Annotated in this window: 12 protein-coding genes and 2 pseudogenes; 7 read left to right on the top strand and 7 right to left on the bottom strand. The window is 59.6% G+C overall.

The annotated features are described in order from the left end of the window. Position 1: 1 nt before the first annotated feature. A complete protein-coding gene (locus A4G99_RS12565; RefSeq protein WP_066144073.1) occupies positions 2-736 on the bottom strand; it encodes a GNAT family N-acetyltransferase in 735 nt (244 codons plus the stop codon). Between the two features lie 264 nt (positions 737-1,000). Between A4G99_RS12565 and A4G99_RS12570 the strand changes: the two genes are divergently transcribed. Further along, positions 1,001-1,990 carry an NAD-dependent epimerase/dehydratase family protein gene (locus tag A4G99_RS12570; protein WP_066144076.1) on the top strand — a complete coding sequence of 330 codons (990 nt, stop codon included), beginning with the start codon at positions 1,001-1,003 and terminating at the stop codon, positions 1,988-1,990. Positions 1,991-3,212: 1,222 nt separating this feature from the next. Here A4G99_RS12570 and A4G99_RS12580 read toward each other — a convergent pair. Then, positions 3,213-4,175 (bottom strand): formate/nitrite transporter family protein, encoded by a 963-nt coding sequence (locus A4G99_RS12580; protein ID WP_066144081.1) that lies wholly within the window; start codon positions 4,173-4,175, stop codon positions 3,213-3,215. Positions 4,176-4,312: 137 nt separating this feature from the next. Between A4G99_RS12580 and A4G99_RS12585 the strand changes: the two genes are divergently transcribed. From A4G99_RS12585 to A4G99_RS12595, 3 genes are all read left to right on the top strand, one after another. Beyond that, positions 4,313-5,362, top strand: a complete 1,050-nt coding sequence (locus tag A4G99_RS12585; protein WP_066144084.1) for an NAD(P)-dependent glycerol-1-phosphate dehydrogenase — start codon at positions 4,313-4,315, stop codon at positions 5,360-5,362. 252 nt (positions 5,363-5,614) lie between these two features. Continuing rightward, entirely contained in the window at positions 5,615-6,265 is a 651-nt protein-coding gene (locus A4G99_RS12590) for a helix-turn-helix domain-containing protein (protein WP_066144087.1), read from the top strand. Positions 6,266-6,529: 264 nt separating this feature from the next. Beyond that, complete coding sequence (locus A4G99_RS12595; protein WP_066144090.1) at positions 6,530-7,105, top strand: response regulator; 576 nt, start codon at positions 6,530-6,532, stop codon at positions 7,103-7,105. A gap of 15 nt (positions 7,106-7,120) precedes the next feature. On the opposite strand, the gene A4G99_RS12600 is transcribed toward A4G99_RS12595, so the two are convergent. The 4 genes from A4G99_RS12600 to A4G99_RS12615 all read right to left on the bottom strand — a co-directional run bounded on the left by A4G99_RS12600 (position 7,121) and on the right by A4G99_RS12615 (position 10,725). Beyond that, positions 7,121-7,948, bottom strand: coding sequence for an ABC transporter permease (locus tag A4G99_RS12600; RefSeq protein ID WP_066144093.1), 828 nt, complete (start codon positions 7,946-7,948; stop codon positions 7,121-7,123). Next, positions 7,945-8,880: an ABC transporter ATP-binding protein gene (locus A4G99_RS12605; protein ID WP_066144096.1), complete on the bottom strand. Its 936-nt coding sequence runs from the start codon at positions 8,878-8,880 to the stop codon at positions 7,945-7,947. Before A4G99_RS12605 ends, A4G99_RS12600 begins: the two co-directional genes overlap by 4 nt. Positions 8,881-8,944: 64 nt before the next feature. Further along, positions 8,945-9,784, bottom strand: a complete 840-nt coding sequence (locus A4G99_RS12610) for an ABC transporter permease subunit (protein WP_066144099.1) — start codon at positions 9,782-9,784, stop codon at positions 8,945-8,947. Beyond that, entirely contained in the window at positions 9,781-10,725 is a 945-nt protein-coding gene (locus A4G99_RS12615; protein ID WP_066144103.1) for an ABC transporter ATP-binding protein, read from the bottom strand. The genes A4G99_RS12610 and A4G99_RS12615 overlap by 4 nt, the downstream gene beginning before the upstream one ends. Positions 10,726-10,846: 121 nt before the next feature. On the opposite strand from A4G99_RS12615, the gene A4G99_RS12620 reads away from it, so the two are divergent. Both A4G99_RS12620 and A4G99_RS29395 read left to right on the top strand, forming a co-directional pair. Continuing rightward, complete coding sequence (locus A4G99_RS12620) at positions 10,847-11,350, top strand: N-acetyltransferase (protein ID WP_223301860.1); 504 nt, start codon at positions 10,847-10,849, stop codon at positions 11,348-11,350. A gap of 629 nt (positions 11,351-11,979) precedes the next feature. Further along, positions 11,980-12,378, top strand: a pseudogene (locus A4G99_RS29395) (type II toxin-antitoxin system VapC family toxin). Here A4G99_RS29395 and A4G99_RS12630 read toward each other — a convergent pair. Next, a pseudogene (locus A4G99_RS12630) lies at positions 12,375-14,179 on the bottom strand (S9 family peptidase). The pseudogenes A4G99_RS29395 and A4G99_RS12630 sit on opposite strands and share 4 nt — an antisense overlap. Before the next feature lie 216 nt (positions 14,180-14,395). Between A4G99_RS12630 and A4G99_RS12635 the strand changes: the two are divergent. Then, positions 14,396-14,689: a HalOD1 output domain-containing protein gene (locus tag A4G99_RS12635; protein ID WP_223301863.1), complete on the top strand. Its 294-nt coding sequence runs from the start codon at positions 14,396-14,398 to the stop codon at positions 14,687-14,689. Positions 14,690-14,694: the final 5 nt, after the last annotated feature.

A 14,694-nucleotide genomic window follows, 5' to 3' on the forward strand; every position in this document is an offset into this window, starting at 1 on the left:
TTTACAGGTAGGCCGCGTCCCACCGCGCCGCCTTGCGTTTGTTGCCACACTCGTTACATTCGATGCGCTCCATGCTGTCCATCGCGTTGTCGAGCGTCTCGCAGTTCGAACAGTAGTAGCCGTAGCGCTCCTCGCAATCCTCGTCGTTGAACACGGCGAAGAACGGCGCTTTCGAGCCGCGACTGCTCTCGGAGTGGTTGATGTATCGGGTTTCGCCGTCGAACTCGCGGGCTTCGAGTATCGGTTCGTCGCTCTCCGCGTAGACGTTCTCGGTGTAGGTCGCCTCGCCGATTTCGGCCGTGCGCTCGCCGACCTTGGTGAAGTCGTGTTCGCGGTAGAACTCGTTGCCGTCCTCGTTATCTTCGAGAACGAGCCCCGAGAGGTTCTCGACGCCCTTGTCTTCGAGTTTCTCCTTCGTCTGGCCGAGGAGCTTGGTTCCGACCCCCTCGCCGCGTCGGTCGGGGTCGACGTGGAGCCAGAGGATGTTCCCTTCCGGACTGTCAGGCAGTACTTCGCTCTGGGTGAACCCGACCACGTCGCCGCCGTCGAGCGCGACGAGGTACAGCGTACCCCTGCTCTGGAACTCGCCTTCCAGATTCTCTTCGTCGTACCACTCCTCGATGGCGTGTTCGATAACCTCATCGTCCAAAAAGTGCGAGTACGAGGCAGTCAACGACTTCTCTGCGACGTCTTGGATTCCGGCGATGTCCTCGGTTCGCGCTTCGCGCACTTGCATACTTGGCCTACTGCGGGATGAACAATAAACATTCTACCGGCCGCATCGGTTGCACATCCATCGTTCTGCGCCGACATTATCTTTCGATGGACCGTCTCACCCTCGATAGTTACTCGAAGTGAAAATTCTTCTCGGAATATCGCTCCCTTCCCGGCCAACCGTCCAGTTTTGCGGTGTCGCCACCGTCGGCGGTCCGTTCGGTCCGCCCACACCCACTTCTCCGCCTTCGGTACCGTTTTCCGCCCGCCACGCAATCGGACCGGCATGGACACAGCACTCGTCATCGGGGGGACGCGATTCATCGGTCGTCACCTCGTCACCGACCTGCTCGACAACGATTACGCCGTGACGATTTTCAATCGCGGCAATCACGACAACCCGTTTTCTGAGACGGCAGGCGTGAGTCACTTCGAGGGCGACCGGACGAACGACAGTGCGCTCGAAGCGGCGCGCGACGAGGTGGACCCCGACATCGTCATCGACTGCGTGGCGTACAAACCCCGCGAGGTTCGGTCGGCGACGGAGATTTTCGCGGACGTCGAGGGGTACGTCTACATCTCCAGCGGGAGCGCCTACGGCAAAGAAGTGATTCCGAAGCGCGAGAACGACACCGAACTGTGTGACTGCACGGCCGAACAGGCCACCGACGACTCCGGGGAGACCTACGGGCCGCGGAAGGCCGAGGGCGACCGAGCCATCTTCGAGGCCGCAGAGCGCGGCGTCAACGCGATGAGCGTCCGACCGTGCATCGTCTACGGCCCCGACGACTACACCGAGCGCCTGGATTTCTGGATCGACCGCGTGAACGAGCACGACCGCCTCGTCGTTCCCGGCGACGGCGGGAACCTCTGGCACCGCGCCTACGCGGAGGACGTGGCCAGCGCGCTCCGCATCGTCGCCGAAGAGGGCGAACCCGGCGAGGCCTACAACGTCGGCGACCACCGACTGGTTACCATGGACGAGATGCTCTCGCTCATCGCCGACGCGCTCGATACCGAGGTGGAACTCGTCCACGCCAGCGACCGCGAACTCTCGACGGCGGACCTCTCCACCGACGACTACATCCTCTACCGCGACTACCCGCACGTCCTCGACACGAACAAACTGGAAGCGCTCGGATGGGAATCCACGCCGCTCGACGTGGCCATGGAGCGCACCGTCGAGGAGCACTTGGAAAGCGAGCGTGATGGAGAAGAGTACGACCCCGGCCGCGAGAACGAGGAGCGGATTCTGGGCGTGCTGGATACGATTTGAACAGACGATGGGGATAAGTTGGGTTTGATCTTGGTTTCTCTGGCCCTGTCGAACCCCTCAGAGCGTGACAGAGATGGCGTGTTGGATAGCGAATTTTTGAATACAAAGTATGGCTATCACAACAGTCGCTAATTTCCTTTTAGAACCACGGCCCTCCGAAGATGAGTCTGAGTATCAGTGAAACGATAGCAGTTGAGATACTGAGAAAAACAAACGCGCGACCGATTTCGGGCCAAGACCGCTCTCCGAACTGAACAAGGACTATTCCGACTATGAGGAACGTAGCTGTTGGGAATCCGACCGGGTAAATGAATCTCTGAAAAATACCGAGGAGAACACCGATAGCAACGCCTGTTTGGTCAGGTGAATTTGTGAATTCAAAGTAGTCAGAATTCATGTTTGTTTCGAGGAAGAACCATTTTAAGAATTTTCCGTTTGTTTACCACTGATTGAGCCAAACCGAGAGATACACGCTCCATATTCAGCACGACTCATTAATTTGTAACTATCTGACCATTTCACCAGAGTCGTTTTCCTGTGATTTCAGCTACTGAGAAGCGGACCTCGAAAGCCCCCGCGAGGAACGAGCGGGGAGTTGAAAGACGAAGTCTTTCAGAAGTCCACCCAGACACCGCGACCGCAACCGCAAGCCACACCCTCCCCAGCCGATTCGCTTCATGCTCAAAAATCGGAGATTTTTGGCATCACGAAAATCTTCGATTTTCGAATGACTCCCTACGGTCGTTCCGCTCATCCCTCGCACGATAACTAGCAGGCCCTCGGACGAACTGTCCTCGGTCCTGCTAGCCCGCGCGCCACCCAGCTGGACGGGCTGAGTGATACTGACCAGCCACACGGCGCGCGAAGGCGCACGCTATTGCGCCCGCGCGAGGTCTTCGTGAGTGACACAGGAGCGAGCGAACGGCTCGTCAGAGCGTTGCTCTGACGGTGGACGAGTGAACGGAGTTCCCGCGAACGCAGTGAGCGGGAGCACGGAAGAATGGAGTTCTTCCGGAGTGAAGGAATCGGCTGGGGAGGATGTGGTGCGGTTGCGGTATTCATGCGGCTCGGTATTTGTAGTCTAAAAGAAAACAGAAGTCCCTCGTAGCGGCTCGGCCACTGAAATCGAAGAAAAAGTAATCCCGTCACAGCGACCGGGAACGTCCAAAATCGCTTCCCCAGTAATCACACGAAAACCGAATCCACACCACTACCCGACCGACTACTCCCTCGGCGATTGTTCGAACAGCCACTCGTACCACTGGAGTTTGAAGTCTCGCTGTTCGCTCTCGTCCAGCGAACTCTCCTGCGTGTGGCTGTAGTTCAATATCGCGACGAGCAACACGCCGCCGACGGTGTTGCCGAGCGTGATCGGGAGCGTCACGCCGGACAGGGCGGCGACGACACCGGCGCTCCCGCTGAAGACCAGGTAGAACACCTCGCAGGTGGCGATGATGCAGTGGAATAGCCCGTTCGCCGGGATGAGTGCCATGATGAAGATCACGAGCAGGACGCGGGCGGTCGATTCCCGGACCGCGTGGGTCATCCACACCATCCCCGCGACGAGCCATCCGGCGACGATGCCCTTGAAGAACAGGTCCAACCACGGCGTGTGCAACGCGTGCGTTCCCATCTCGGTCGCGACGCGCGCGACGTCCGGGCTGAAGATGCCCGTTTCGGCGAGCAACACGGCACCGAGTATCGCGCCGAGGATGTTTGCGACGAAGACGATGCCCCAGACGCGAAGCAGGAGGGGAACGCTCGCGATGCGGGTCAGGACGAGCGTGACCGGCGTGAGCGTGTTCTCGGTGTACAACTGGTAGCCGCCGATGACGATGAAGACGAACCCGATTGGGTAGAGGAGGTAGCCGAGGATTTCACCGGCGGTGCCGGGAACCGTCGCCTCGACCGTCGCGCGGGTGAGAAACGACAGCATTATCGAGAGCCCGGCGGCGAGACCGCTGAGGAACAACTGTCGGTCGGAACAGCTGAACTCGTACGATGCCGTCGCGACGATGCGTTCGAACACCTCGTCGCCGGAGAACCGGTCACGGATCGCTTCGCCCGCCGCGGGCGCGCCGCTCCGTGACCGGTCGAGGAACTCCCGAATCTGTTTCCGTCGTTCCATCTCTCGTTCGTCCACGTCCAACTCGTCCGGTAAGTCGTCCGACGGCTCCGAATCCATCCTGTCATCCCTATCGACGAATCACGGTAAGGATGTTGTCATCTGGATGGCGCGAGTCGGAGGGGTCGTGGTCCCATCACGACTGCCCACGTCTCCGGAGGGGAAAGTGTTTGACTGCGCAGAAAAGACCCACTGATATGTTCGAAAAATCGTCGTGGATTCGGCTACCGAGGAACGTCCTGGTAGGTCATGGCGTGCTCTCGGAGACGGTCGCCGCGATTGACGAGTTACATCTGCAGGGGACGCCGCTGTTGGTGACGAGTCCGACGCCGAACGAGGTGGCGGGAAAACGGGTCGTGGCGCAGTTCGAGGAAGCGGGCTTGGACGTCGAAACGGTCGTCATCGAGGAAGCCAGTTTCGCCGCGATACAGCGCGTCATCGACATCGCGAACGAGGTAAAGCCGGGCTATCTCGTCGGCGTGGGCGGCGGGAAGGCCATCGACATCGCCAAAATGGCGAGCGACGAGGTCGGACGCGGGTTCGTCTCGATTCCGACGGCGGCGAGCCACGACGGCATCGTGAGCGGTCGCGGTTCGGTACCGGAGAAGGACACGCGTCACAGCGTCGCGGCGGAACCGCCGCTGGCGGTCGTCGCGGACACCGAAATCATCGCCGACGCGCCGTGGAAGCTGACGACGGCGGGGTGTGCCGACATCATCAGCAACTACACGGCCGTCGAGGACTGGCGGCTCGCACAGCGACTCCAGAACGTGGAGTTCCACGAGTACTCGGCGACGCTCGCGGAGATGACGGCGGAGATGCTGGTGGACAACGCGGGGAGCATCAAACCCGGACTGGAGGAGTCGGCGTGGGTCGTCGTCAAGGCGCTCGTCTCCTCGGGAGTCGCCATGAGCATCGCCGACTCCTCACGTCCGGCGAGCGGGGCGGAACACCTGTTCTCCCACCAACTCGACCGGATCGCACCGGGCGCGGCGCTGCACGGCCATCAGGTCGGCGTCGGTTCCATCATCACGGAGTATCTCCACGGCGGCGATTGGCGAGGAATCCGCAACGCGCTCTCGACCATCGGTGCGCCGACGACGGCCGACGAGTTGGGTATCGACGCCGACACGGTGGTCGAGGCGCTCACGACGGCCCACGAGATCCGCGATCGGTACACCATCCTCGGCAACGGGATGAACAGAGCGGCGGCGTTCGAAGCGGCGGAGACGACGAAAGTTATCTGAATAATTTAGGGAGCGTACGAAACAGAGACGACGTCGATACCGATCGAATCCGGAACGCCCATCGAATTGATTCGGAGGGGAAAGAGACGTAATTGGCCGTCGATTCGGACGCAATCGGGGTTTCGTTCGGGGATGGAACACGCCACTCTCGTGTCGGATACGACGATTATTTTCGGACGATTGTAGCTGAAGTTGGCAACAACATTGAATACCTTCGCGTAACAGATTTTCGCGTGGTGGTATCGAAAACAAATGAGTTCCATCGTGGAGATTTCGATATCCGCCGATGAGTTTGCACTTGGCCGTGCGTTACAAGCGGACTCTCAGGTGCAGATAGAACTCGAACGAGTCGTCCCGATGGGAACGTCGCTGTTCCCGTTCTTCTGGGCTCGCGGCACGGACGTCCAACGGTTCGAAACCGCAGTACGAGACGAACCAGCGGTTGACGAGCTCACGAGAATAAACACCCTGACTGATGAAACGTTGTTCCACATCAGGTGGAACGACGAGATAACGAACTTCGTCCACGGAGTCGAGGAAGCCAACGCGACTATCGTGGAAGCACACGGGACGGCCGACGACTGGACGTTTCATCTCCGGTTCCCGGCGCAAGAGGAGATGTCGGCGTTCCAATCGTTCTGTCAACACGAGGAAATTCCGATGCAGGTCGAACGAGTGTATTCGATGCAGGAGCGAGCAGTCCACAACTCTGCGGGCGTCACGCCTGCACAGCGCGAGACGCTCGTCACTGCCTACGAGGAAGGATACTTCGAACGGCCGCGCGGAATCACACGCGAAGAGTTAGCCGACGAACTGGGAATCTCTCCACAGGCCGTCGGTGGCCGCCTTCGGCGCGGATATGCGAATCTCATCGCCGGGTTACTACGTCCGATGAATGTATAGCTCGTTGAATTGGGAACGCACTTAAGTGTGTTTCGTGGGAAACATGTGGTCTGAACTATCTCCGGCCACATCTTTTCTATGTGATCGGGCGCACGGAAAATCCGTTGGCAGTGGTCGGGAATTTTGACCCGATCGAAACGCGAACGATACTCTCACGCCTCAAAACACATATTGACCGTGGACTGCCGATTTCCGCGAGGTAGAAGGCGTGTACCGTCACTCGCCAATTCGAAGCCCGTGTGTCCATCGACCCGGAGATGACGAATGAGTAACCACCGAATACTGGTCGTCGATGACGAACAGCCGATTGCCGATTTGTTCGCCCGCTGGCTCGAAGACCGATACGAGGTCCGTATCGCGTACGACGGTGCCGAAGCCGTAGCTATGCTCGACGACTCGTACGACGTCGTGCTCCTCGACAGGGACATGCCCGACGTGAGCGGCGACACGGTTCTCGAAACGATTCGAGCGGAAGGGTTCGACTGCCGCGTCGGAATGGTGACGGCCGTCGAACCGGACTTCGACGTTATCGAGATGGGGTACGACGCCTACATCGTCAAACCGATAACCGAACCGAGCGAACTACACGCCATCGTGGAGAGTTTGCTTCGCCGGTCCACGTACTCCACCGACGTTCAGCAGTTGCTCACCTTGTCGTCGAAGCAGGCGACTCTGGAAGCACGCATCGACCAGTCGGAACTGGACCGCAACGAGGAGTATCAGGAGCTCATCGCCGAGATTCGGACGCTGAAGGGGTCGCTTTCGACGACGCTCGACGAGATGGACGACGCCGAGTTGGGAAAAGAGATGGCGAGTAGTACCGTCGCCCAAGGGCGATGATTTTTTGCCGTTCGATCAGCTGATGTCCGCGCCTTTGAACCGCCAGTAGCCGAGGCCGAGCGGGACGACCAACCAGAGCGCGAGGATGACGATTGCGAACCAGCCAGTGAGGTAGAACGGAACACTTCCACCGAGAGCGGGTGCAAATTGGTTCACAGCGTTCGGATCGGAAAGATACTGCGTCGCAATGTTGTATGCCCTCGTCGGATTGAGGATTTGGATGAGGAAGTACCACGCCGGGAGGTTATCCGTCGGGAGTCCGCCCTTGACGAGATAGTAAATCCCCAGCGGAACGATGCTCCAGAGGAGTTCGAAGACGGCGAACAGACCGATTGCTCCCGCCATCGCCCGTGAACGGGTTGCCGTCATTGCCGAGAACCCGACGCCGATACCGACAAACACGAGACCGAAGATGAACGTCGCAACGCCTTGAACGAGGAAGTTCGTTATCGAGAACGAACCGTATTGAACGAGGAGAACGATTGCACCGGCGATGAACGCGATGACGGTTGCGACTGCGACGACGCAGGAGCGCCCGATGAGTTTGCCAAACAGCACGTCACGGCGGGAGTGTGGCAATCCGAGCAGCAGTTTGATGCTTCCCGATTCGCGCTCACCTGCGATCGAGAGATACGCGACGACGAGCGCCGCGAGCGGGACGAGAAGCGTCGCAGGCCTGTTGAGGAACCTGATGGTGTCTGCGGCGGTATAGTTACTGAACGCCGTGCTCAACGCGTACATACCTCCGGCAGTCGCCAGCACGAACAGGGCGGTAATGACCCACAGCGTCTTGGACCGCGCGGCGTCCTCGAAGTCCTTGCGCGCGACGACGGCCCAGCTCATGGCCGGGCCTCCGATTCCATCCGCTGGCTTTCAGAACCGGTCGTGTACGCCTCGAAGAGGTCTTCGAGCGACGACTCCTTCGTCCGGATGTCGGCGACGGTCGCGCCCGCCTCTTCGACGGCGTTGATGACCTTCGCCTTCGCGCTCGCCTCCGTGTACGTGACGTGCAGTTCGTCGCCCTCCACCGTCGAGTTCGTGACGCCGTCGATTCGTCCCAGATCGACGCTCGGGACGGTATCGACCGTCAGTATCATCGTCGCCCCGGTTCCGGTCGCGTTCCGAAGCCCGTCGATAGTGTCGACCGTGATGAGTTCGCCCTTGTTCATGATGGCGACGCGGTCACAGACCGCTTCGACCTGACTCAAGATGTGGCTGGAGAAGAACACGGCCGTTCCACGGTCCGCCTCGGCCTGGATGATCTCTCGCATCTCCTTGACCCCGTGCGGGTCGAGGCCGGAGGACGGTTCGTCGAGGATCAAGAGGTCGGGGTCGCCGACCAGCGCCATTCCGAGCGTCACCCGCTGGCGCATCCCTTTCGAGTAGCCACCTGCCGCACGCGCGGCGTCGTCCTCGGAGAGGCCGACGCGGTCGAGGATTTCGTCCGCGTCCTCGCCGGTCTCCTTGGAGTCGATGGCGAACTGGATGTGTTTCCGGCCGGAGAGCCGTCCGTACAGGTCGGTCGCGTCGGGGAGGATACCGATCCGTTCGTGAATCGGTTGCGTTTCCTCCTGTGCGTCGTAGCCGAGCACTGTTGCAGTCCCGTCGGTCGGGCGGATGTAATCCATGAGCATGTTGATGGTCGTCGATTTTCCGGACCCGTTCGGACCGAGGAAGCCGAACACTTCGCCTTCCTTGACTTGGAGGTTCAGGTCACGGACTGCGACCACCTCACCGAACCGCTTGGTGAGGCCAGTTGTTTGTATAGCGGCCATAACGGCCATATAATTCCTAGGGTAGTTAAAACTATGTTGCTATGATAAGTCACCCCACGATTTCTCAGCCGAGGTCGGCGCGTTCGAACGATAGATAGCCGAGAACGAGCGGGACGACGAGCCACGCGCCGAGGATGACGAGCATGAACCACTTTTTCAGGTAGAACGGAATCGCCGCGCCGTGTTCGAGGACGCGGAAGTGGTACACCCCTCCGCCCGAAAACACCAACCCGGAAGCGCGCTGGAAGGCGTACGACGGGCTGATGAGATAGACGAACTCGTATATCCGCGGCGAGAGCTGTATCCCGAGTTGATCGTGTGCGACGAAGCGGAGCGCCGAGGACGGCGAGATGGGCGGAATCGTCCAGAGCACGTTGAAGATGAAGAAAACCCCGACGGAACTCACCATCGCACGCGACCGCGACGCGCAGGCCGAGGAGAGACCGACCGCGATGGCGACGTATGTCACGCCGAAGTAGAGGAACAGCAGGAAGAACTCGGCGAAGACGGTGAAGTCGATGGAATCGAGCATGAAGAGGCCCTCGAACGCCGCGATACCGAAGGCCAACAGGAGACCGAGGATGATGACCGCTGATCGGCCGACGAACTTCCCGACGACGAGGTCGAGGCGCGTGTTCGGCAACCCGAGGAGGAATTTGATGCTGCCCGATTCGCGTTCACCCGCGATGGCGAGATAGGCGACGACGAGCGCGCTGATGGGGATGATGAAGATTCCGATGAGGGTGAGCACTTGGAGGATGTTCGTCATCGTGGAGCGGGGGTTCGACGACGCCGCGTACACCAACAGCGCGAGCAAGCCGACGTAGACGGCGATGAGCGCCCACAGCCCCTTCGAGCGTCTGGCGTCGATGAAATCCTTCCGTGCGACGGACAGCCAGGTCATGCGGGAATCTCCATGCGCGATTCTTCGGGTTCTTCCGGTTCGTCACCCGTCGTGTACGTGGTGAACAGTTCTTCGAGCGACGCCTCCTCGGACTTGATGTCCGTGATGGTGGCCACGGCGTCGACGCGTTTGACGACGGCCGGTTTCGCCGCGGCGTCGGTGAACGACACGCGGAGCGTCGACCCTTCGAAGGAACTGTCGCCGACACCCTCGATGCCGGTCAGGTCGAGGGCAGTCGGCGTCTCCTCGACGGACAGGAGAAGTTGCGACTTGGAACCGGTGCGCTCCCGAAGCTGGTCGACGGTGTTCTGTGCGACGAGCTTCCCGCTATTCATGATGCCGACGCGGTCACAGACGGCGTCCACCTCGGAGAGGATGTGGCTGGAGAAGAACACGGCCGTTCCGGTGTCCGCCTCCGCTTGGATGAGTTCACGCATCTCGACGATGCCGTGCGGGTCGAGGCCGGAGGACGGTTCGTCGAGGATCAGGAGGTCGGGGTCGCCGACGAGCGCGGCGGCCAGCGCGAGTCGCTGTGTCATCCCTTTCGAGTAGCCACCGACCTTTCGGTCGGCGTCCTCCTGTGACAACCCGACGCGGTCGATGAGTTCCGCCGGGTCGTTGCTCGCGTCCTTCGCGTCGATGGCGAACGAGAGGTGTTCGCGTGCGGTCAGTCGGTCGTACAGGTGGTAGCCGTCGGGGAGGATTCCGATGGAGTCGCGGATGGCGCGGGAATCCGTCTGTGCGTCGTAGCCGAGGACCGTCGCCGTGCCGTCGGTGGGGCGCATGAAGTCCAACAGCATGTTGATGGTGGTGGATTTTCCTGCACCGTTGGGACCAAGAAAGCCGTAGATTTCGCCCTCCGCCACGGTCAAATCGAGACCGTCAACCGCGACGACGTCGCCGAACCGCTTCGTGAGGGACTTAGTTTCGATGGCGGGCATGGCCGATAATTTTAATGCCATCTACAAATGCTTTCCGTTGATTGACAACTACTCCCGAGTCCGATGATAACCATTCACAAACAGAGCCAAGACGCTCGAATCGAGAGTCGCTCGTAGCGAGATGAACGACGTCACCATCCGCGCCGCAAAACCGGACGACGCGACCGCCATCCGGCGCGTCGCCCGGGGAGTCGTGGCACGCGGCCTACGACGGGGTCGTGGGGGAAGCGGCGGTGGACGAGGTCGTGGACCGGTGGTACGACACCGAGGGACTCCGCGAGAGCACGACGCGGGACGGCGACGAGTTCCTCGTCGCGACCGGGAGGGGGGCGGCAGTATCGTCGGATTCGTCCACGTCGCGCCGATTACGGGCGAGGACGACGCGTTCGACCTCGTTCGAATCTATCTCGTTCCGGAGGAGTGGGGAGCGGGGGTGGGGACCCGTCTGCTCGACCACGCCGAAGCGCGGATTCGTGAACGGGGAGCCGAACGACTGCGGTTGACGGTCGTGGCCGACAACGACAGAGGAGTGGGATTTTACGAATCCCGCGGCTTCGAGCGGATCGGAGAACGGGAAGACGCTGCTCTGGGAGTGCAAGAGTACGTGTACGAGAAGGAACTGTGAAAATCGGGCGTTCAGCCACTGGGGGGTTCGAAATGTGAGCAGAATTTGTAGCTAAAGCCCGCGTCGATGTTTTATCAAATAAATCCAACATATATCGTCGGTCTATTGGTTGATAGATGATTGCAGTTGCGAAGAAGCAGCTCTCGAAACCTCTCCCGCTCGTCGTGAACTGGTTAGTTTTGTTGTGATTGCAAGAACCGAGTCGCATGAACACCGCTACTTGCTCGTGGCGTTGCCGCGAACGGGTGGTGGTTCCGGGTCTTCATCGCAGTTGTTGCTCTCTTATCTCGGCCAAATTCATCCATACTGAGTGATCAAAGGTGTTCAGGGTCGACGTCTCAGAGATGATGATCGAATCTCACTACTGCAAGGATTCGGTGAGAGACGTAGCTTCGAGCAAGTTCAACATTCGCGTAGTTATTTCATCGTTGTATCGGACCGATTGCGGGGCGAAAGATTATACCATATGTGGTACGAACTGCATATATGGGTAGTAGCATCAGCGATTTCAGCAAATATATCCCGTCCGAGGAATCAGCAGAAACAAACCTCGGTGATGCGATTTCGGGAACGTTTTCCGATATCGAACTGGACTCAGTTGAGACCATTCGAAAGATCCGGCGTGACGAATGAGGCTATTTCTTGACACCAATATTCTGATTTCTGCTATCGTTTCGGAACCCGGGCGAGGACACGCTGCGACGAAACTTCTCAACGAGGACCACGAATTTCTGACTTGCTTGCTGAATATCATGGAACTCCGAACCGTACTCTGCAAGAAAAAGTAAAAGAGACAGGAGAAAGTGGCAGAGATAGAGAAAGAGATCATTAGCCATGTCGAGCTGACGTTTCCTGAAACATCCGATATGGTCGCCGCAGATTCACTTCAAGAAGAAACGCTACTGTATCCGATGGATTGTATTATTCTCGCATGTGCCACCGGTCAGGATGCAACGCTCGTCACTTTTGATTCCGAACTCCTCGAAGCAGGTGCGGTAGCACCTGAAGAGATTCTCGAACGCAGTTAGACGTACTCCTCTAGGAACTCCGCAATCGTCGTGTACGCCTCGATGCGGTTCTCCAGTTTCGTGAAGCCGTGGCCCTCGTCCGGGAAGACGAGTTTTTCCACCGGAACGCCCTGTTCGGCGGCTTCCTCGGCGATTTGCTCGGCCTCGCCGACGGGCACGCGCGGGTCGTTCTCCCCGTGGAGGACGAGCAGCGGGGCCTCGATGTTTTGGATGTTGTTGATGGGACTGACCGACTCCAAAAAGTCGCGGTCGTCTTCGAGCGACCCGTACTCGGCCTCCCGCAACTCGCGCCGCCAGTCACCCGTGTTTTCGAGGAACGTGACGAAGTTGGCGATGCCGACGATGTCGATTCCGGCGGCCCACAACTCGGGGTACTCGGTGATCGCCGCGAGGACCATGAACCCGCCGTACGAACCGCCCATGGCGACGATTCGGTCGGGGTCCACGGCGCGCTGGTCGTGGAGCCATTCGATACCGGCCTCGATGTCCGCGACCGAATCCATCCGCTTTTCCACGTCGTCCAGATGGGTGTACTCCTTGCCGTAGCCCGACGAACCGCGGACGTTGGGTTCGAAGTAGGCGTAACCGCGGTTCAGGAAGTACTGCTTGACCGGATGAAACGACGGTCGGCGCTGGCCCTCCGGTCCGCCGTGGATGTCCACGATGACGGGGGTTTCACCCGCCTTCGCACCGTCGGGGACGGAGAAGAACGCGGGGATTTTCCGCCCGTCGAAACTCTCGAAGTGGACGAGTTTCGGGCGGGCGAACGATTCGGTCGGGAGACCAGCGGTCGATGCCTCGGTCCAGCGTTCGGCTTCGCCGGTTTCGACGTCCACCACGTAGACGTTGGTGTTGTCCGTGCTGCCGGTGGCCCCGATGGCGAACCGCTCCGCGTCGGGGTCGAAACTGACCCCGCCCGCGATGCCGCGCGGGAGGTTGGGCGTCGGGAACTCGCGGATGGTCGTGTCGTCGGTCAACTCCCCGACGGTGAGTTCCGTGTACCCGTCCACGTTGCGCGAGTAGACGAGACGGCCCGTGTCCTCGTGGAGGGAGAGACCGTCCACGTTCCACTCTCCCCCCTCCTCCACGAGTTCGACGTCGAGCGAATCGAGGTCCAGACGGGCGAGGTACATCGTGTCCGCGCCGTCGTCAGTGACGAGATAGAGCGCCTCCCCATTCGGCCCCCAGTTGACCCCCTGAAACCGTACGTTGCCCTCGTGTGGCGTGACGTGTTCGAGTTCGCCGGATTCGATGTCGAGGACGGAGAGGTCCTGATCGAACGAGGAGTGGGATTCGACGACGAGGAGTTTTCCGTCGTCGGGATTCCACCCCGCGAGCGAGAGCCAACCGTCACCCTCGTACACCAGTTCGGCGTTCTCGCCCGTCCCGTCCCGGTCCTGCACGTATACGTCGAAGACGGCATTGTCGCGCCGTTGGACGTGAACGCGAACTGCGACCCGTCGGAGTTCCATCCGCCCCAGCGGTGTTTCGCGTCCGGCATCGCGGTGAGCGGGGTGATGGTTTCGCCGTCGCCGTCCAACCGGAAGAGTTGCTGGCGCTCGTTTCCTCCGTCGTCCATTCCGAAGACGAATTCGTCGCGTTCCGGCGATTGGGAGATGAACGTCACGCGCTCGTCGTCGAAAGTCAACTGACGAGGCCACGAACGGGGCTCGTCCAGTTGCCACGCCTGTGGAACGCCGGTCGTGTTCAACAGAAAGCACAGCCGCTCACCGGCGAAGTCGAACGACGCGCCGTAGGCGCTTCGAACGTTCAAATATCGCTCGAAATCGTAGGTACTCATCGCCCGTTTCTTTTCATTCGTCCATCATAGTGCTTTGGTAGTCGGTAGTCCGGAACACGGTATCGTCGCTAGAATAGTCAGATCGAAGATATTTCACTATACTTAAAGAATGGAGATACAAAGGCACAGACTTTGTATGACCGATACCTTGATTTGTAGTACGCTGAGTGATATACTATGGATGCGACATCTCAAAATACCCATACTGACTCTGATTTGATACATCAATACTCGTTCGACGGTGACGAGACCGACAGTATCGTCGTCACGGTCAGCAACGCCGTCTCCGACGTGACTGGAACGCCGATGGATGAGATGCCACCGCTGCAGGAGACGCTCGATTGTGACTCGCTCGAATCGCTTTTTAGATCTTTTAATATCGAAGAGATGTCCGGAATCGGCCAGGTGGGGTTTACGTTTCACGGTTGTACCGTTCGTATCGACACGACGGGAACCGTCCAAGTGTACGAGGAGAATCGTGGCTTTGCCGCCGATAGCTCAAGGTGCTAAACATC

This window comes from Haladaptatus sp. R4, assembly GCF_001625445.1.
Taxonomy (GTDB): domain Archaea; phylum Halobacteriota; class Halobacteria; order Halobacteriales; family Haladaptataceae; genus Haladaptatus.